Source organism: Streptomyces sp. NPDC041108, from assembly GCF_055592645.1.
In genome coordinates this window covers 405,027-421,349 of record NZ_JBVIYK010000007.1, presented here as the reverse complement: position 1 = coordinate 421,349, position 16,323 = coordinate 405,027, and the positions used below count along the sequence as shown (strand labels likewise).

Here is a 16,323-nt window from a genome sequence, read left to right as displayed (position 1 = left end):
GAACGGTCGTGCGGTGGGGAACTCGGCAGGCTCAGTAGGCGATCTGGAACGTGACGTTCTGCGCGTCGGTGTCGTAGGCGTGCACGCGCAGGACGAAGTGGGTGCCGTCCCTCACATCGGTGGCGACGGTCGCCCAGTTGGTGCCCTGGGTGGAATAGGTGTCGCCGTGGTTGCACCTGGTGGTGTGGTCGACGAACACCACACAGGCGTCCAGGTACACCCCCGGCCGGTCGGTGACGAGACGCATGTTGATGTCGCCGCACCGCGAGGAGGTGGTGTAGGTGCCGTACTCCCTGGCCGCCGCGGAGTAGCGGTACGTCAGCGTCTTCGCACCGCCGTAGCAGCTGACGGCGGCGGCCGAGGACTGCGCGGAGGCGGGTGCGACGCCCGCGCCGAGCAGCGCGGCGGTGGTGAGCAGAGCCGAGGCGAACGCCTTGGTCCGGATCATGGTGGGTCTCCGTTCGGTGGGAGTGTCAGAAGGCGATCTGCAGGACGGCGTCGTCGCCCTCCAGGGGCACACCGGCGACGACCGTGAACCCGCTGCCGTCCAGGACGTCGGTGGCGATGGTCGTCCAGTTGCGGCCGACCCTGGTCACGCGGTTGCAGGTGCCGGTCCTCACGAACTTCACGCAGGCGTTCACGTGGTCGGCGGTTCCGCCGGTGACGCGCAGGTTGATGTCCTGGCAGCGGCTGGTGGTCCGGTAGGGGCCGAATTCGAGCGCGTCCCCGTAGCGCACGGTCACGGCACCGCCGTAGCAGGTGGTCGCCGCGGCGGCAGAGGCGGGAGCGGGCACGGTCGGACCCAGGGCCACGAGGACCGCGACGGGGAGCGCGCGGGCGAGACGGAGGGGCATACGGGTTCTCCTGTGAACGGTCGTGATCAACGATTGGCCAGCCGGTCCAGGTCGGCCTGCGTGCCGTTGAACACGTCCGCGGTGGCCGGGGCCTTGATGCCGGGGAAGATCGCGGCGTCGGTGTACTGCCACATCGCCCAGGTCGTCGAGCCCTTCGGCAGAGGCGGCTGGGTGATCGACTGGCGGTAGTCCGCGAGTTGCAGCGGATAGCGGGCGAAGGCGGTGGTCGAGCCCAGGCAGTCGTCCAGGAAGGACTTCTGCGTGTAGATCATCGGAGTGCGGCCGAAGGCAGCCTCCACCCGGTCGAGCCAGGCCTTGGCGTCGCCCACGGTGCCGTACGTGGGACAGCGGCCGCTGCCGTCGTCCATGCGCTCCAGGTCGAAGATCGGGGGCAGGTCGCCCGCCCGCTGCCCGGTGTAGCCGGTAGCCCGCACGGCGGCGATGAACCGGTCGGCCTGCGCGCCACCCGTGTCGGGCGCCGTGCCCGTGTAGAAGTGGTAGGGCGCGACGGCCAGCCCCGCCGCCCTGGCCCCCTGGAGGTCGGCCGTGAGGTATTCGTCCGTGACGTTCAGGCCCCGGGTGGCCTTGACCGTCGCGAACTCCACCCCCGAGGCCCGTACGGCCTTCCAGTCGATCGGCGCGCCGCCCGGGTGCTGGTACTTCGCCGTGTCCAGGCCGTCGATCGGGTAGCCGGCGGGGCGGGGCGGTGTGCAGTACGTGTCACGGCTGGACCAGTCCACCAGTTTCGCCCAGGTGTTCGGGCCCACGACGCCGTCGGCGCCGAGGCCGGCGCAGTGCTGGAACTCGATGACCCGGGACTCGGTCCCGCCCCCGAAGTCGCCGTCGATCGACAACGGCGGATGGTGGAAGGGTTCCATGGCCAGGTTCAGCCGGCACTGCACCTCCTCCACCTCGGTGCCCTTCGCGCCCTTCCGCAGCGACGGGCGCGTGTCGGTGTGGCCGCACACGGCCGTCTGCGCGGTGCCCGGGGTGCCCCGGTCGGCGCAGGCGCGCGGTTGCTCGGCCCAGGTGTTGAGGGCGGCCCAGGTGTCGGGGCCCAGCACGCCGTCCACGCTGAGCCCGGCACACCGCTGGAAGTCCCTGACGCGCGCCTCCGTCGCCGCCCCGTACGAGCCGTCCGCCGCGATCGGCGTGTACCGGCTCGGTTTCGTCGCGAGGTTCAGCTCGCACTGCGCCTCGGACGTCGCGTCACCTGTCGATCCCCGCTGCAGCGTGGGCTGTGCGCTGGTGTGCCCGCAGACCGCGACCGCGGTGACTGCGGACGGCGCCGCCTGCACCGCCGTGTGCCCGTACAGGGGCAGGACCGCTGCCACGGCGAGGGTCAGGCCCCGCAGAAGCGTCCTCTGTCCCATCTGGTGTTCCCCCTCTGGTGAGAGGCCGGTGGTCTCCGGCCGCCGGCCATGCTGGCAGGGGTCGCCCCGTGGCAGGACCCTCGGCCGACGGGCTGGGACGCCGGGACGGTCACGCGTCCCTGACCTGCGGCGACGAGGGACCGCTGGGACGCACGCGGGACACGGGCACCGGATCCCGGGTGCCGGGCGGGGAGCGGGACCGTCCGCGCGGCACCGCTTCCGGCGGCATTCGACGTCCGCCGGTGAACCGTGTCACCGCCGGGGACGTACTTCCGGGCGAGCGGATGGCCTCGATCTTCCGGCGCGGGCGTTGAGCACGGAGCCGCGGACGGCCGTATCGACCGTACGGAACAGGGAGGGGACCCAATTCATGGATGGTGCTCCCGTGGTGGCGGCTGCGAACAGCGGACCAGAGGGTGTGGCGCCCGGGGAGGACGTCGGCCACGAGCCCGCCGCGCCTCCGGAGTTCGCGCACGCGCAGTTCGCGCACGCGGAGTCCGTGGAGGCCGGGCGCGGAGCCGGGGTGCCCCCGGCCGGTGGCCTGCCGGCACTGCACGGCGCGTCGGTCCTGCGGTACGCGTCCCTGTGCGCGGAGCAGGACCGGGGCGCGGAGCAGAACCGGGGCGTTGCCGAGCGGCTGGCCGGTCTGGCCTTCCGGACCACCTATGGCGACGTGGCGGCCCATGCCGGAGCGGACTTCCCGTGGCGGCCGCGGCTGCTCTCCGCGGTCCTCGACGCCGCCCGGGAGTGGAACGCGGACGACCGGCGCTCCTCCCTCCACCCCGACCTGCGGGACGACGTGGCCGACGACGCCCGCCGGTCCCTGCCCGGCACCGACCGGGGCAGCGGTGCCAGGGGCCTGGTCCTGCGCGCCTTCCACAACCTGCCGCACCGCGCTCAGACGCTGCTGTGGCACACCGTCGTCGAGGCCGAGGACATCGAGGCGGTCGCCGCCATGGTCGGCACGGAACCCGCCCTGCTGAACCCCGAACGCGCCCGCACCCTGCTGCGCGACGAGTGCGTACGGCTCCACCTCGACCGCGCTCGCGACGAGCGCTGCCGCCGCCTCCACCGGCTCATCGACGTCCACGCCCGCCGGGGAGCCACGGAGACGATGGCGGAGGTACGCGACCACCTCGACGGCTGCTCCTACTGCCGCGCGGCCGTGGACCAGCTCGACCAGTCCCCCGAACGGCTCCCCACCCTGCTCGCGGAGGCGGTACTGGCATTCCGTGCGGCGGACTACCTCGCGACCCGGCCCGGCCGTCAGGAGCGGCCGGGACCGTCGGCCGACACCCTCAACCGGACATCGGCCGACGGACGGCCGGAGCCCGCCGCGCGGTCCGTGCGGGCGGAGGCCCGGCCCTCGGAGGGGGACCGTCCCGCGCCGCGGTGGCGCCGGTGGCCGCTGCCGGCCGCCCTGGGGGTGCTGCTGTGCGGGGTGATCGCGGCGTCTCCGATGGCCCTCGGCGGAGCCGGCGGCGACAGCGAGGCGGTGGGCGGTTCGGTGGCCGTGCCGACGGCGAGCCCGTCCCCGACCGCTTCCGCGCCGTCCGCCGTGGCTCCGGCCCCCGCAACATCTCCGTCCTCAGGCGCATCCCCCTCCTCAGGCACGTCACTCGCCCCGGGGGCGACCGAGGCCCCGGTGACGCGGCTGCGCAACGTGCGGACGGGGCTCTGCCTCGACCTGCGCGCTTCGGCCGTGGTGCCGGGCACTCCCGCGGTGACGGCCCGGTGCGAAGAGTCGGCGAGCCAGTTGTGGCGCTGGGACCGGAAGGGACGCCTGCGCAACCAGGCGGCTCCCGAACTGTGTCTGAACGCCGAGCCGCAGGGCACCGTCGCCCTGCGGCCGTGCGCGGCCGCGCGGGACGGCGAGGGGTCGGCGGACACACGCTACGACCTGGCGTCCGACGGCCTCCTCACGCTCGTCGCCGAGCCCGGTGTGGCCGTGACGCCGGTGCGCCGGGCCGAGGGGGCGATCATCCTCCTGGAGCCCGTCCCGCAGGACCGGGTCCGCAGGTCCCAACGCTGGCTCACCGACGAGGGGTTCCCCGACGCGGTCTCATGAGCGCCGACGCCGCTCGCCCCGTGCCCCGCTGATTGACGGATTCACCTCCGTCGCACGGGGCATGGACCCAATAATGTCATGAGCACGACTACCCCTTCCCCCACGAGGAGGTCGATCATGCACGTCCGCACGCTGACCGGTGCCCTGACCGCGGCGCTGGTGGTGTCCCTGTCCCTGACCGGTGGCCAGGCCGTGGCCGCTTCCGCCGACACGGCCGATGTCTCCGCGGCCGCCCGTGTCTTCACCTACGACGCCAGTGGTTCGGCGGAGTTCAGAAGCGCGGTCGACCGGGGCGCGGCGATCTGGAACGAGAGTGTCGACGCCGTCGAACTGCGGCCGGTCGCCACCGGGCAACGCGCGAACATCCGGGTCCTCGCCGACAACGGCTGGCCGCGCGCCCTGCCCACGACCCTGGGCAACGGCACCGTCTACATCGGGCGCCAGGCCGTCGACCAGGGCTACAACACGATCCGTATCTCCGCCCACGAACTCGGGCACATCCTCGGTCTGCCCGACCGCAAGCCCGGACCGTGTTCGAGCCTGATGTCCGGCTCCACGGGTGGCATCGCGTGCACGAACCCGTATCCCAACGCCGCGGAGAAGTCGGAGGTCGAGGGCAACTTCGGCGGCCTGCTCGTCGGGCGGGCCCCGGCGGCGCGCACCGAGGTGATCGTCGACTGACGCGTGCCGCACCGCGGGTGAGCACCGCCCGGCGCCCGTCGGCGCCGGGCGGACCCGCGCCGAACGCCCGCCCGGTGTGCCCGGCGGGCGTTCACGCGCCGGGCACACCGGGGGCGCGCATCACGCGGAGCGGCACCGCCGGGCCCGTCGCCCCCGCCTCGGTGCCGGGCGCCCCGGTGCCGGGCGCGTTCCGTGGCCGCTCAGCGGGCGAACACGTCCGCGAACTTGCGGCCCGCCACCACCGGGTAGCCGAAGTCCGTCGCGTTGAACGAGGTCGCCGACGTGGTCGTCAGGCCGGACGCCGAGCCCCGCAGCACCCAGGCCGCTCCGTCGTCGTAGCCGTTCGGCAGGATGTCCTCGCCGTCCGCGCCGATCGCCAGATCGGCCTTGCCGTTGCCGTTGATGTCGCGCAGGCGGAGCGAGGAGCCGAAGTGGTCCCCCGCCTCGGCCGCGCCCGGTACTCCCGCCGTGGCCTGGTGGAAGGACTGGGCGCCGGTCGTGGTCAGGCCGTTCGGGCCGCCCTTGAGGAGCACGACGTTGCCGACGTAGCGCTTGCCGTCCACGGTCTCGTCCGGGGCGCCGACCGCGAGGTCCGCGCGGCCGTCGCCCGTCACGTCGCCCAGGGCGAGCGCCGCGCCGAACCTGTCGTAGACCTCGTCGGTGCCCGGGACGCCGGGGGTGTCCTGGTGGTATGTGCTGCCCTTGTGCGGCAGACCGGACGCCGAGCCGTACCGCACCATGATCGAGCCGCCCTTGGCGCCCGCCTCGTCGGCGGTGACCAGGTCCTCGTATCCGTCGCCGTTGATGTCGCCCGTCGCGACGGCCGCCGACCGCCACGCGGCGGAGCCGGTCGTCCCGTCGTCGCTGAGGATGGCGTGGACGGAGCCGACGTCGCCGGGGCCACCGCGCAGTACGCCCACGTAGCCGGGCAGTGGGAAGCCGTCCTCGTCGTACCGGCGGCCGTGCAGGACGTACTCGTAGCCGTTGCCGCCGTCCTTGGAGGAGAAGTGGCCGGCCACGATGCCGTCGAGCTGGACGCCGTCCGGCAGGAAGTCCATCTCGGGGGCGAGCGCGCCGTCCTGCGTGGGCCCGCCGTCGCCGTACCACCAGAACGTGTCGCTGCCGACGACGGCCAGCTGCGGGCTGCCGTCCCCGTCGAGGTCGGCGAAGGCCGCGCTCTCGCCGAAGCCGTCCGCCTCGGCGGTGGGCGCGGTCAGCACCATGCCGCCGGAGGTGAACGGCTTCGCGCCGCCCCAGACGATCGTCACCGAGCCGCGCGGCTTGCCGGTGACCTCCTCGCCGGGCGCCCCGACGATCAGATCGGCGTAACCGTCGTGGTTCACATCGCCGCTGGTGACGTTCTCGCCGAACCTGTCCACGCTCTCCGAGGCACCGGGTACGCCCGGGGTGTTCTGGGTGACGTTCACCGACCGGCTCGGGCTGACGCCGGCGGCGGAGCCGAAGAGGACGGTGACCGTGCCGCCGCTCGCCTTCGGCGTACCGATGGCGAGGTCGCGGTAGCCGTCGCCGTCGAAGTCGTCCGCCAGACCGGAGGGTGCCGCGACGGCCGCGGGGACGCCGAGCCCGGTGACGGCGAGGGCGAGGGCGGCGGTGGCCGTGGCCACGGTCAGGGTGCGTCTGCGCAACGTACTGCTCCTGTCTGAGAATCCGACGCCCGTACGACCTTCTGGGTGCACAAACGGTTGTACGGGGCGGAGGACGAGGTCAGAGGGAGAGGGTGTCAGTGGTAGGCGTGGACCACGGCGTGGCCCCTGCCGCGTCCGATCATCCACTTGTTCACGGGCGTGGTGATCAGGAAGGCGACCGCGAACCCGCCCAGGAGCGCCGACCAGAAGAGACCGTCGTCGAGATGGGCGTCCATGGCTCCCGGGGTGAGGGCGATGATCGCGTTGTCGACCAGCTCCATCACGGCGATCGAGACGGTGTCGGCGGCCAGGGCCACCTTCAGCGCGCTCTTCCAGCCCAGTCCGGCCCGGCGCACCGCGAACAGGGTGAACGAATAGCCGAACACGAACGCGAGCGCGATGGCCAGCACCATGGTCGGCACATTGCCCCACAGCAGGGCCGTGCCGACCACCATGCCGAGGATCTCGCCGAGGGCGCACCCGGTCAGGCAGTGCAGCGTCGCCTTCGCCGCCATCGCCCAGGATGCGCCGCCGTGCCCCGGCTCATGGGGTGCCCCGTGGGCGGAGTGGCCCTGGTGGTGCTCGCCGGCGGTGTGGTCATGCCCGGCGCCGTCGTGGTGAGCGCTGTGGTCCATGCCCGTTCATCCCCTTCTCGTCCGTGTGGTCCTGTCCCTCGGTCGTCGCCAGAGTATACCCCTGGGGGGTATATGGCGAGGCCTGCTCGGCCCTTCCTTCCGAAACGTCACACCCGCCCCGGTGAGCCGGAACACCGATCAGTACGTACTAAGCAGATACGTAGTGGCCGACGAACGGAGCGGTGAGCCGGAATCCCCGGTGCCGCGAAGGAGTGGTGACATGACGGGAGACCTGCTCGGCTGGACGCTGACGACGCTGGGCGCCGGGGTGGCCGTGGGGAACCTCGTACGCACGGCACTGGTCGGCGGCCGGGCCCGGTTCGAGGCGGGGGCCGAGGCCGTGATGGGCGGGGGGATGGCCGTGATGGCGGCACCTCCGACGGCGGTCCTCTACGGGACGTACGGCATGTGGTGGGCGGCGGTGTTCGCCGCGCTCTGCCTCGGGGGTGTGGCGGTGTCCGTACGGCAGGCCGCCCGGAGCGGCGTGCGGCACCTCGGGCATACCGCCCATGTGGTGATCGGCAGCGCGGCCATGGTGCTGATGACGCTCGCCATGCCCGGTGCCGCCTCGGGCCCCACGCTCGCCCTGGCGGGCTCGTCGGGGCACGGGCACGGGCACGGAGCCGCGGCCGGGACGGCGGACGCGAGCGCCCACGGCGTGACCGAGGCCGCGGCCATGTCCGGTTCCGCGCTCGTGTGGCGCGCCGTCTTCTGGGCGCTGGCCGCCTACTTCGTGGCCGTCGTGGCCCTGGCCGTACGTGCCCGGACACGGCACTCGGGCGGACCGTCCGCTCCGCCCGCCGCGAAGGCCCGCCACCGCCGAGCCACCCGGACGCCCGCGGTGTTCTCCGCGCCGAACGCGCGCCTGGCCGGACATGTCGGCATGGGCGGCTCCATGGCGACGATGCTGCTGATGATGGCCGCGTGACCGTGCCCACGTGACCGTGCCCGTGTGACCGTGCCCGCGCGGGCCGGGGCCCATCACCCGAACCGCGTCCGCACCCCTCAGCCGACGCCGAGCGGGCAGGCGAACAGCAGGGGCAACAGCGGTACGGCGGCGGTCGCGGCCGCCATGGCGCCCCGGAGGGCGGGGTGCGGAGCGGTGCGCGGCCCGAGCACCCGCCGCATCCGGATCAGGACCGTCCGGCCACCCGCCGCGAACGCGTCCTGCGGCGTCCGGGCCGCCGCCATCGTGTACATCGCCGTCGCCAGGGCCCCGTCGGAGTGGGTTCGCAGGGCCCGGTCGTCGGCGATCATCTCCAGCAGGAGTGCGGTCTGTTCGCGGACCTGGCGGGCCAGGGGGAGCAGGGGGAAGACCGAGTGGAACGCCGCCGCGCCGGCGAGCGCCAGATGATGGCGGCCGGCGATGTGGGCCCGCTCGTGCGCCAGTACGGCCGCGAGCTGCTCCGGCGCCAGCTCCCGTACGGCCGCCTCACTGACCACGATCCTGGGCCGGCGGCCGGGCAGGCAGTAGGCGGCCGGGACGTCGTACGGCAGCACGGTGGCGCCCAGCCGGACCGAACGGCGGCCCACCAGGTCCACCGCCTCCCGGTGCCGGGTCCGCGCCAGCCTGGCTCGTGCGACATGGAAGGCGAAGCCGGCCGCGAGGGCGATCCCCGGTGCGGAGGGAAGCGCGACGGAGAGGCGTCCCGCGATGTCAGGGCCGGGACCGCCCACGCCCATGTCGAACCCGCAGGAATGCAGCAGCCCCGACAGCCCCTCGTGCGCGTGCTCCATGGGCATGAACAGGTGGTACGCGGTCAGTGCGGTCCCGAGCGCGAAGGAGAGCGCCAGGGCGTGCCAGACCGTCAGGGCCAGGACAGGTGCCCGGTGCGGCCAGCCCGACCGCAGAAGGAGGCGCGGGGCCACGAAGCCCACGAGGAGCGTGTAGGTGCCGAGAGCGAGGGCCGCGTTCACGGCTTCGCCTGCCGTCCCACCGCGCGCAACGCCTTGCGCAGGGCGGCCTGCTCCTCCTCGGTCATGTTCTCGACGAAGTGGACGAGGGCGGCCGGACGGTCCTTGCTCGCGCCCAGGCCGTCCTCCATCAGGGCGGCGGCATACGCCTCACGGCTGCGCACCGGTGAGTACAGCCAGGCGCGACCTTGCTTGCCCCGCAGCAACCAGCCCTTGTTGTAGAGGATGTTGGTGACGGTCATCACGGTGGTGTAGGCGACCGGACGGGTCCTGTTGAGATCGTCCACGACCTCGCGCACCGTGGCCGGACGGTTCCACGTCCACAGGCGGTCCATGATCTCCGCCTCCAGTTCCCCCAGCCGTCGCACGACCCCGACTCCCTTTCGCCGCCCACGCGCAGTGAATACGCAAGGGCATGGTAGATGGCGTCCCGGAGCGGTGAGCGAGTCGGCCGGCCCGCCGCTGCGGCGCGAGCCGACCGGGTCGGCTCGCGCCAGGGGTCCGTCAGAGCCGGTCGAGGATGTCCTTCAGCCGCTCGACCTCGGCGGACTGGCCCTTCACGATGTCACCGGCCAGGGCCGTCGCGTCGGTGTTCTCGCCGTCCTGCTGCTCCTCCCGGGCCATGGCGATGGCACCGTTGTGATGCTCGATCATCATCTCGGCGAACATCGCGTCGAACTCGGCGTCCTTCGCCCCCTTGAGGTGCTCCATGTCCGAGTCGGCCATCATGCCGTCCCCGTCACCGTGCTCCATACCGGGCATGGACGCGGCGTCGGTCGGCTCGTTCCAGGACTTCAGCCATCCCTTCATCGTCCTGATCTCGGGGTCCTGGGCCTTCTCGATCGTTCCGGCGATCTCCTTGATCTCCGCGTCGGACGCCCGGTCCTCGGCCAGCCGGGCCATCTCCAGAGCCTGTTCGTGGTGGGGGATCATCATCTGCGCGAACGCGACGTCGGCCTCGTTGAAGCCGGTGGACGCGGCCTCGCCGGTCGGGGACGCCGTCGTCGACGCGGAGGCCTTGCCGCTGCCGTGGTCCATGCCGTTCATGTCGTTGCCGCAGGCGGTCAGGAGCAGGGTCCCGGCTGCGACGATGCCGGCGGCGACGGCGCGTCGTACGTGCCGGAGGCGCGGGGTGTGCGGGAGTGCGGTCATGTGGGTTCACCTCGTGATGTGGGTTCATCGGCTGTTCGAGAGCAGGCGAAGCCGCGGGTCCGCGCATGTCGCGCGCCCGCGAGAGCGGTTCGGCCTACAGCCGCAGAACGGACAGACGGGTGAGATCGGGTCCGCGGGGTGGGGGGTTCGGCCGCGCGGCGGCGGCGACCCGTGCGAGAAGCCGGGCCGACCACGTCCGGCAGCGCGTGAGCGCCGACGCGAGCAGCGCGGAGAGCACCCAGCCGCCGAGCAGCACCGCCACACAGAGCGACAGCATGTCCATCGCCATGGCGGGCCCGTGCGAGGACGACGGATCCGGCGCGTCGGCGCCATGGCCGCCGGTGCCCCCGCCCACGGCCGCCCCCACCGGTTCGTGATGCGCAGCGGACACGCCGGACGGGTCCGTCGCGGCCATGGTGGACGCGCTGCCCGTGGTGGAGTGCGCCGACTCCCCGGGATGACCCATGCCGTGCATCGCGAAGACCCCCAGCGCGAGCACGACGACGAGCAACAGCTGCCCCAGGGCACCTCCTGCGCGCACGCACCTGCCGGCCCGCATACGGGACTCCTCAGCGACGGTTCGACATCTCCCGGTCCGACGGTATCCAAAGGGAGCCGTCTCTGCCGGAGGAGAGGGCGATTTCTACTGATCTACTAAGCGGTTTAGTGACGAAGCCCACTGGCCGACGGTGCCGCACCGGTCGCCCGGACCGGGCGCCCGCCCCCCGCGCCCTCGCCCGGCCGGTTCGGTGGGCAGGGACCGGCCCTCGACACCCCTGACCGGCCAAAACGGACGCACCATGTGATTCCGTGGAGTCTCGGGGAAGAAGTTGCGGCAACCGACGGGAGGTTGTCGTGGAGGGTGGAGATCTGGAGCTGGGTGAGTTGTTGGCCGCCGCGGAGGCGGCCCCGCCCGGTGAGTCTGTCGATGTGGTGGCACACGACCTGCAGAAGCGGTTCGGTGCGGAGCGTGTGTCCTTCCTGTTCGTCGACCTCATCGGTCAACAACTGGTACGGCTTGTCGCGGCCGGCGAAGAGACGGCGGACGGCGCCGGGCCCATACCTCTGCGGGGCAGCATCTACGACAGCGTCCTGCGCGCTCAGCGCCAGTTCGTGGAGGACGACGGCCAGGGCGGACTACGGGTCGTCACACCGGTCAGCAACCGCGGTGACTGCATCGGCCTCCTGGAAGTGACCCTGCAGTCCGCCGACGAGGCCGTGCTCCACCAGGTCCGTGACGCGGCGCACGCGCTGGCCTACATCATCGTCACCGACGGTCGTTTCACCGACCTCTACCACCTGAGCCGGCGCACCACCGATACCAGCCTGGCCGCCGAGATCCAGCACCAGTTGCTCCCCTCGGCCTCCTGCTGCGAGGCGCCGCAGTTCACCCTCGCCGCCGGGCTGGTTCCCGCCGACGACATCGGCGGAGACACCTACGACTACACACTCGACCGCGACCTGCTCCATCTGTCCATCACCGACGCCATGGGGCACGACACCAACTCCGCCCTGCTGGCCACGCTGTTGGTCGGCGCACTGAGACGCGCGCGGCGCAGCGGCTGTGACGCCCTCAAACAGGCCGACCACGCCCATCAGGCCCTGCTGCGGCACAGCCGGGGCCTGGCCACCGGCCAACTGCTCTGCGTCGAACTGGAGACAGGGCGGTGCGAACTGGTCAACGCCGGCCACCCCTGGCCACTGCGGGTGCGTGACGGCGTCGTCGAGGAGGTCGCACTCGCCGTCAACCTGCCCTTCGGGGTGGCGGCACCCACCCCGTACCGCCTCCAGGAACTGCGACTGCTCCCCGGAGACCGCCTGATCCTGCTCACCGACGGCATGCAGGACCGTGGTGCCGCGGCAGCCGATCTGTTCTCGGTCGCGCACGACACCCGCGCGCTGCACCCGCGGGAAGCCGTCCGGAGCATGACCGCCGCCGTGCTCGACGCGTGCCACGGCAACCTCAAGGACGACGCCACGGTGCTGATACTGGACTGGCACGGCACCCCCGACCGATCGGCCCACATCGCGCCGGAACCGCGCGGTTGAGCCGTCGCCCGCCCGGAGCCCCGCGCCGCACCCGTGACGGCGTGAAGGCCCGGGCTTTTTCGGGGATTCGTTCGCTCGGCTGCTCGGGCGGCCGCTCCGGTGACGCCGCCGGCCGCCGCCCACGACCGATGGTGGACGACGGCCGGGCGGGAGGCCAGGGCACACGGATCTGCGCGGCGTCCGCGGAGATCCGCCAGCAGGGCCCCTAACACAGCTGCAGGTGGGCGACGATCTGCTTGCCGGATTTCAGGGCGACGGTCTGCAGGTGGTCGCAGAGCCGGGCGACCAGGTACAGGCCGTGGCCGCCGACCCGGCGCGCGTCGTGCGCCCGCGGTTCGGGCCGGCGAGGGGAGCTGTCCCGGACGGCGATGCGCAGCAGAGCGGCGTCGGGCGTCACTTCCAGAGCCAGGGCGCCCGGGCCGGGCGCGTGGCGCAGCGCGTTGGTGACCAGTTCACTGACGACGAGCTGGGCGTCCTGACTCGGCCGGTGGCGGGGATCGTGACCGGCCCGCGCCAGCAGCGCGCGCACGGCTGTGCGGGCGTCGGCGATCGACGCGTCCGCCGTGTCCCAGGCGGCGCTGTAGCGCAGGGGCGTCGCGGATCCCTCTTCCTCCGATGCCCGATCTTCAAGCGGGGTGACCATAGAACTCTTCCCGTGGGTCGTTCCTTGTCTTTTCATCACGAGTTGCCGGTATCGCGTCATTCGCCTACCCGCTGGCGTCCCGTTCATGAGGCACTTGTCGTGGGGCCTCCTCCATGGACTCTTCATGAGTCGTCCACGGGGGCGCTCCTCCTCCTGGGACACCCCTCGGGACCTGCGAGACTGTCCCGATGGACATCGGTCGCAGGAACAACGTCAACGTCATCGGCAACCCGCAGGGGCGCACGGTGGTGCTGGCTCACGGGTTCGGCTGTGATCAGAACATGTGGCGGCTGACGGTGCCGGCTCTGGTGGAGCGGTACCGAGTGGTGCTGTTCGACTACGTGGGTTCGGGCCGTGCGGATCCCTCCGCCTTCTCGGAGAGCCGGTACGCCTCCCTCGACGGCTACGCCCGGGACGTGGTGGAGGTGTGCGAGGCGTTCGATGTCCGCGACGCGGTGTTCGTGGGTCACTCCGTCAGCGCGATGATCGGGGCACTGGCCGTCGGCATGGCCCCGGAGAGCATCGGGGCGCTGGTGATGGTCGCTCCGTCGCCGCGGTACATCGACGACGACGGTTACCGGGGCGGATTCAGCGCCGAGGACATCGACGAACTGCTGGCGTCGCTGGAGTCGAACTACCTGGGCTGGTCGGCCGCGATGGCTCCGGTGATCATGGGCAACGCGGAGCGGCCCGAGCTGGGGGAGGAACTGACGAACAGTTTCTGCGCCACCGACCCGGACATGGCGCGGGTCTTCGCACGGGCGACCTTCCTGTCCGACTCGCGGGACGACGTGAAGGCCGTGCGGGTGCCGACGCTGGTGATCGACTGCACCCAGGACGTCATCGCCCCGCGCGAGGTCGGCGCCTTCCTCCACCGGGTGATCCCCGGCTCGACCCTGGTCACGCTGGATGCGACCGGACACTGCCCGCACCTGTCCGCGCCGGAGGCCACCAACGAGGCGATCACCGACTTCCTGGCCGGCCTGCGTTGATGTGCCGGACCGGGCAGCAGCCCGACCCGCGGGGCAGGGGCGGCGAGGAGACGGCGAACGGGGCGTTCGCCGCGCTGCTGGAGGACTGCGCCGAGGAACTGTACGAGAGCGCGCCGTGCGGTTATCTGTCCACGCTCATGGACGGCACCATCGCGAAGATCAACGCCACCCTGCTCGGATGGCTCGGCCTGGAGCGCGAGGCGGTGGTGGGCCGGATGCGGTTCACCGACCTGCTGACCATGGGCGGCAAGCTGTATCACGAGACGCACTTCGCGCCGTTGCTGCGCCTGCAGGGCGAGATCGGCGGCATAGCCCTGGAGATCAGGCAGAGCGGCGGCGGACGCGTGCCCGTCCTGGTCTCCTCCGCGGTCAAGCTGGGCGGCAGCGGCCAGCCGACACTGATCCGCACCACCGTCTTCGACGCCCGGGACCGGCGCGCCTACGAGGAGGAGCTCCTGCGCGGCCGTAAAGCCGCCGAAGAGGCGCGCGCACAGGCCGAGGCCGACCGCGCCCGCCTCCAGGACGCGCTCGCCGTGCTCCAGCAGTCACTGCTGCCCGCCACCCTGCCGTCCCTGCCCGGGATGGAGACGGCCGCCTACTACCACACCGCCTCTCCCGACCGGCTGGGCGGCGACTTCTACGACGTCTTCCCCGTCGACGGCGAACGCTTCGCCTTCTTCCTCGGTGACGTGTGCGGCAAGGGCCCCCAGGCCGCCGCGCTCACCTCACTCACCCGCTACACCCTGCGCGCGGCAGCCCTGCACGACCCCGATCCCGTCTCCGCCCTGTCCACCCTCAACCGGGTGCTCCACGAGCGGTACGCCCAGGGCGGGGACCCCCGCTACTGCACGGCCGTCTTCGGCGTGCTCGAACCGGACCCCACGGCGGGCAAGGTCACCGTCCGGCTCGCCTCGGGAGGCCACCCCCCGGCCCTCGTCCTGCGTGCGGACGGCACGGCCGACTTCCTGTCCACCCCGGGCGGGCTCCTCGTCGGTGTCGTACCGTCCGCGCCCTTCGTCGGTGCCACCACCGTCCTCGCCCCCGGCGACACACTGCTGCTCTACACCGACGGCATCACCGAGGCCCGCACCGGTGAGGACCGCACGACCCTGTTCGGGGACGAAAGGCTCCTGGCGTTCGCCGCCGACCGGGCCGGCCTGGCCCCACGGGCCGTGGTCCAGGCCCTGACGGACCTCCTGCACGGCTTCGGCGACGGCCTCGACGACGACACCGCCCTGCTCGCCCTCGGCGTTCCCGCCCTCGACCCACAGACGACGAACCCACGATGAGCCCGCTGAAGATCACCACGCGACACACAGCCACCGGTCCCGTCCTGGAGATCGGCGGCGAACTCGACCACACCAGCGCATCCGAGCTGCGCGCGCTGCTGAGCACGCTCACCCTCCAGCCGGGCCGGCGGCTCGTCCTGGACCTGGCCGCCATGGAGTTCTGCGACTCCAGCGGAATCACCGCCCTGCTCGCGGCCCGCGGCCACGCCCTCGCCGCCGAGGCGGACATCGCCCTCGCGGCCGTCCCTCCGCACACCCTGCGCGTGCTGCGCATCGTCGGCCTCGACCAGATCTTTCCGATCCACCCCGACATCCACTCGGCCACCCGGCCCTGACCCCGGCGGTGTTCCGCACACGATCGAGGGCCTCCCCGCAAGACGTGCGGGGAGGCCCTCGATCGTGTGCGAGGCGTCAGTGCTTGAACGCGTCCTTGGTCTTCTCCTTGGCCTCGCGCGCGTCACCCTTGCTCTGCTGCGTCTGTCCCTCGGCGGCCATACGGTCGTTGCCGAGGGCGCGCCCCAGAACCTCCTTGGCCTTGCCCTCGGCCTGCTCGGTCTTCGCCTTGGCCTTTTCGCCGGCGCTCATGGAACATGCCTCCTCGTAGCGTCCTGTGCCGCTGTCGCGGTAGTGCTGCAGGTGCCCTGACCATGCCTTCACAAACAAGGAAATTGTGAGGAGTGGAGGAGTATCGGCAGGGCAGACGGAGCGCAGGAGGTTGATGACTATGGTTCCCCTGCTTCTGGTTCTGCTTCTCGCGGTGATCCTTTTCGGTGCGGGTTTCGCCCTGAAGATTCTGTGGTGGGTCGCCCTCGCCGTACTGGTGCTGTGGCTGCTGGGCTTCGTGATGCGCTCCACCAACGCGGGCGGTACCCGCGGCCGCTGGTATCGATGGTGACCTGAAACGCACCGCACCACGCGTGGGGCCCGGCCGTTCCGACGGCCGGGCCCCACGCGTGCGACCACCGCCCAGAGCCTGGCACCTGCCGCCTTCCGTCCACGTTTCCGCCACGTCTTTCGGGTTAAGGGA

The 16,323-nt window shown here is 72.2% G+C and carries 20 protein-coding genes; 9 read left to right on the top strand and 11 right to left on the bottom strand.

From position 1 onward, the window contains the following. Positions 1–31: 31 nt before the first annotated feature. The 3 genes from ACZ6BB_RS22545 to ACZ6BB_RS22535 are packed head-to-tail and all read right to left on the bottom strand — an operon-like array spanning position 32 to position 2,227. Positions 32–448, bottom strand: a complete 417-nt coding sequence (locus ACZ6BB_RS22545) for a hypothetical protein (RefSeq protein ID WP_471616929.1) — start codon at positions 446–448, stop codon at positions 32–34. A gap of 25 nt (positions 449–473) precedes the next feature. Then, entirely contained in the window at positions 474–854 is a 381-nt protein-coding gene (locus ACZ6BB_RS22540) for a hypothetical protein (RefSeq protein WP_471616928.1), read from the bottom strand. 26 nt (positions 855–880) lie between these two features. After that, the gene (locus ACZ6BB_RS22535) at positions 881–2,227 is read right to left on the bottom strand and encodes a GH25 family lysozyme (protein ID WP_471616927.1); all 1,347 of its coding nucleotides are present in this window, start codon (positions 2,225–2,227) and stop codon (positions 881–883) included. 68 nt (positions 2,228–2,295) lie between these two features. Between ACZ6BB_RS22535 and ACZ6BB_RS22530 the strand changes: the two genes are divergently transcribed. From ACZ6BB_RS22530 to ACZ6BB_RS22520, 3 genes are all read left to right on the top strand, one after another. Beyond that, positions 2,296–2,541: a hypothetical protein gene (locus ACZ6BB_RS22530; protein WP_471616926.1), complete on the top strand. Its 246-nt coding sequence runs from the start codon at positions 2,296–2,298 to the stop codon at positions 2,539–2,541. A gap of 56 nt (positions 2,542–2,597) precedes the next feature. Beyond that, on the top strand, positions 2,598–4,295 hold the full coding sequence (locus ACZ6BB_RS22525; RefSeq protein ID WP_471616925.1) for a ricin-type beta-trefoil lectin domain protein: 1,698 nt from the start codon (positions 2,598–2,600) through the stop codon (positions 4,293–4,295). 117 nt (positions 4,296–4,412) lie between these two features. Beyond that, positions 4,413–4,976: a snapalysin family zinc-dependent metalloprotease gene (locus ACZ6BB_RS22520; RefSeq protein ID WP_471616924.1), complete on the top strand. Its 564-nt coding sequence runs from the start codon at positions 4,413–4,415 to the stop codon at positions 4,974–4,976. 200 nt (positions 4,977–5,176) lie between these two features. Here ACZ6BB_RS22520 and ACZ6BB_RS22515 read toward each other — a convergent pair whose 3' ends face one another. Further along, positions 5,177–6,622: an FG-GAP and VCBS repeat-containing protein gene (locus tag ACZ6BB_RS22515; RefSeq protein ID WP_471616923.1), complete on the bottom strand. Its 1,446-nt coding sequence runs from the start codon at positions 6,620–6,622 to the stop codon at positions 5,177–5,179. A gap of 95 nt (positions 6,623–6,717) precedes the next feature. Then, positions 6,718–7,257 (bottom strand): DUF4396 domain-containing protein, encoded by a 540-nt coding sequence (locus ACZ6BB_RS22510; protein ID WP_471616922.1) that lies wholly within the window; start codon positions 7,255–7,257, stop codon positions 6,718–6,720. A gap of 220 nt (positions 7,258–7,477) precedes the next feature. Here ACZ6BB_RS22510 and ACZ6BB_RS22505 point away from each other — a divergent pair, with 220 nt between their 5' ends. Next, the gene (locus ACZ6BB_RS22505) at positions 7,478–8,185 is read left to right on the top strand and encodes a DUF5134 domain-containing protein (RefSeq protein ID WP_471616921.1); all 708 of its coding nucleotides are present in this window, start codon (positions 7,478–7,480) and stop codon (positions 8,183–8,185) included. A gap of 77 nt (positions 8,186–8,262) precedes the next feature. Here the strand turns inward: ACZ6BB_RS22505 and ACZ6BB_RS22500 are convergent, their stop codons facing one another. The 4 genes from ACZ6BB_RS22500 to ACZ6BB_RS22485 all read right to left on the bottom strand — a co-directional run bounded on the left by ACZ6BB_RS22500 (position 8,263) and on the right by ACZ6BB_RS22485 (position 10,882). Then, a complete protein-coding gene (locus ACZ6BB_RS22500; RefSeq protein ID WP_471616920.1) occupies positions 8,263–9,174 on the bottom strand; it encodes a M56 family metallopeptidase in 912 nt (303 codons plus the stop codon). Beyond that, the gene (locus tag ACZ6BB_RS22495) at positions 9,171–9,539 is read right to left on the bottom strand and encodes a BlaI/MecI/CopY family transcriptional regulator (protein ID WP_012998562.1); all 369 of its coding nucleotides are present in this window, start codon (positions 9,537–9,539) and stop codon (positions 9,171–9,173) included. The genes ACZ6BB_RS22500 and ACZ6BB_RS22495 overlap by 4 nt, the downstream gene beginning before the upstream one ends. 136 nt (positions 9,540–9,675) lie before the next feature. Further along, positions 9,676–10,323: a DUF305 domain-containing protein gene (locus ACZ6BB_RS22490; protein ID WP_471616919.1), complete on the bottom strand. Its 648-nt coding sequence runs from the start codon at positions 10,321–10,323 to the stop codon at positions 9,676–9,678. A 94-nt stretch (positions 10,324–10,417) separates the two neighbouring features. Further along, on the bottom strand, positions 10,418–10,882 hold the full coding sequence (locus tag ACZ6BB_RS22485; protein WP_471616918.1) for a DUF6153 family protein: 465 nt from the start codon (positions 10,880–10,882) through the stop codon (positions 10,418–10,420). 296 nt (positions 10,883–11,178) lie between these two features. Here ACZ6BB_RS22485 and ACZ6BB_RS22480 point away from each other — a divergent pair, with 296 nt between their 5' ends. After that, positions 11,179–12,372: a PP2C family protein-serine/threonine phosphatase gene (locus ACZ6BB_RS22480; protein WP_471616917.1), complete on the top strand. Its 1,194-nt coding sequence runs from the start codon at positions 11,179–11,181 to the stop codon at positions 12,370–12,372. 205 nt (positions 12,373–12,577) lie between these two features. Here the strand turns inward: ACZ6BB_RS22480 and ACZ6BB_RS22475 are convergent, their stop codons facing one another. Continuing rightward, on the bottom strand, positions 12,578–13,015 hold the full coding sequence (locus tag ACZ6BB_RS22475; RefSeq protein WP_471616916.1) for an ATP-binding protein: 438 nt from the start codon (positions 13,013–13,015) through the stop codon (positions 12,578–12,580). A 188-nt stretch (positions 13,016–13,203) separates the two neighbouring features. Here ACZ6BB_RS22475 and ACZ6BB_RS22470 point away from each other — a divergent pair, with 188 nt between their 5' ends. The 3 genes from ACZ6BB_RS22470 to ACZ6BB_RS22460 are packed head-to-tail and all read left to right on the top strand — an operon-like array spanning position 13,204 to position 15,631. After that, a complete protein-coding gene (locus ACZ6BB_RS22470; protein WP_471616915.1) occupies positions 13,204–14,007 on the top strand; it encodes an alpha/beta fold hydrolase in 804 nt (267 codons plus the stop codon). Further along, positions 14,007–15,296 carry a PP2C family protein-serine/threonine phosphatase gene (locus tag ACZ6BB_RS22465; RefSeq protein WP_471616914.1) on the top strand — a complete coding sequence of 430 codons (1,290 nt, stop codon included), beginning with the start codon at positions 14,007–14,009 and terminating at the stop codon, positions 15,294–15,296. Before ACZ6BB_RS22470 ends, ACZ6BB_RS22465 begins: the two co-directional genes overlap by 1 nt. Further along, a complete protein-coding gene (locus ACZ6BB_RS22460; RefSeq protein ID WP_471616913.1) occupies positions 15,293–15,631 on the top strand; it encodes an STAS domain-containing protein in 339 nt (112 codons plus the stop codon). The genes ACZ6BB_RS22465 and ACZ6BB_RS22460 overlap by 4 nt, the downstream gene beginning before the upstream one ends. A gap of 76 nt (positions 15,632–15,707) precedes the next feature. Here the strand turns inward: ACZ6BB_RS22460 and ACZ6BB_RS22455 are convergent, their stop codons facing one another. Beyond that, a complete protein-coding gene (locus ACZ6BB_RS22455; protein WP_471616912.1) occupies positions 15,708–15,881 on the bottom strand; it encodes a CsbD family protein in 174 nt (57 codons plus the stop codon). Positions 15,882–16,020: 139 nt separating this feature from the next. On the opposite strand from ACZ6BB_RS22455, the gene ACZ6BB_RS22450 reads away from it, so the two are divergent. Then, positions 16,021–16,191 carry a hydrophobic protein gene (locus tag ACZ6BB_RS22450; RefSeq protein ID WP_471617018.1) on the top strand — a complete coding sequence of 57 codons (171 nt, stop codon included), beginning with the start codon at positions 16,021–16,023 and terminating at the stop codon, positions 16,189–16,191. Positions 16,192–16,323 lie beyond the last annotated feature (132 nt).

Excerpts from the sequence above, each read along its gene's own strand:
- ACZ6BB_RS22545 (WP_471616929.1), bottom strand. The coding sequence starts at position 448 with ATGATCCGGACCAAGGCGTTCGCCTCGGCTCTGCTCACCACCGCCGCG.
- ACZ6BB_RS22540 (WP_471616928.1), bottom strand. The coding sequence starts at position 854 with ATGCCCCTCCGTCTCGCCCGCGCGCTCCCCGTCGCGGTCCTCGTGGCC.
- ACZ6BB_RS22535 (WP_471616927.1), bottom strand. The coding sequence starts at position 2,227 with ATGGGACAGAGGACGCTTCTGCGGGGCCTGACCCTCGCCGTGGCAGCG.
- ACZ6BB_RS22525 (WP_471616925.1), top strand. The coding sequence starts at position 2,598 with ATGGATGGTGCTCCCGTGGTGGCGGCTGCGAACAGCGGACCAGAGGGT.
- ACZ6BB_RS22520 (WP_471616924.1), top strand. The coding sequence starts at position 4,413 with ATGCACGTCCGCACGCTGACCGGTGCCCTGACCGCGGCGCTGGTGGTG.
- ACZ6BB_RS22510 (WP_471616922.1), bottom strand. The coding sequence starts at position 7,257 with ATGGACCACAGCGCTCACCACGACGGCGCCGGGCATGACCACACCGCC.
- ACZ6BB_RS22505 (WP_471616921.1), top strand. The coding sequence starts at position 7,478 with ATGACGGGAGACCTGCTCGGCTGGACGCTGACGACGCTGGGCGCCGGG.
- ACZ6BB_RS22490 (WP_471616919.1), bottom strand. The coding sequence starts at position 10,323 with ATGACCGCACTCCCGCACACCCCGCGCCTCCGGCACGTACGACGCGCC.
- ACZ6BB_RS22485 (WP_471616918.1), bottom strand. The coding sequence starts at position 10,882 with ATGCGGGCCGGCAGGTGCGTGCGCGCAGGAGGTGCCCTGGGGCAGCTG.
- ACZ6BB_RS22475 (WP_471616916.1), bottom strand. The coding sequence starts at position 13,015 with ATGGTCACCCCGCTTGAAGATCGGGCATCGGAGGAAGAGGGATCCGCG.
- ACZ6BB_RS22470 (WP_471616915.1), top strand. The coding sequence starts at position 13,204 with ATGGACATCGGTCGCAGGAACAACGTCAACGTCATCGGCAACCCGCAG.
- ACZ6BB_RS22465 (WP_471616914.1), top strand. The coding sequence starts at position 14,007 with ATGTGCCGGACCGGGCAGCAGCCCGACCCGCGGGGCAGGGGCGGCGAG.
- ACZ6BB_RS22460 (WP_471616913.1), top strand. The coding sequence starts at position 15,293 with ATGAGCCCGCTGAAGATCACCACGCGACACACAGCCACCGGTCCCGTC.
- ACZ6BB_RS22455 (WP_471616912.1), bottom strand. The coding sequence starts at position 15,881 with ATGAGCGCCGGCGAAAAGGCCAAGGCGAAGACCGAGCAGGCCGAGGGC.
- ACZ6BB_RS22450 (WP_471617018.1), top strand. The coding sequence starts at position 16,021 with ATGGTTCCCCTGCTTCTGGTTCTGCTTCTCGCGGTGATCCTTTTCGGT.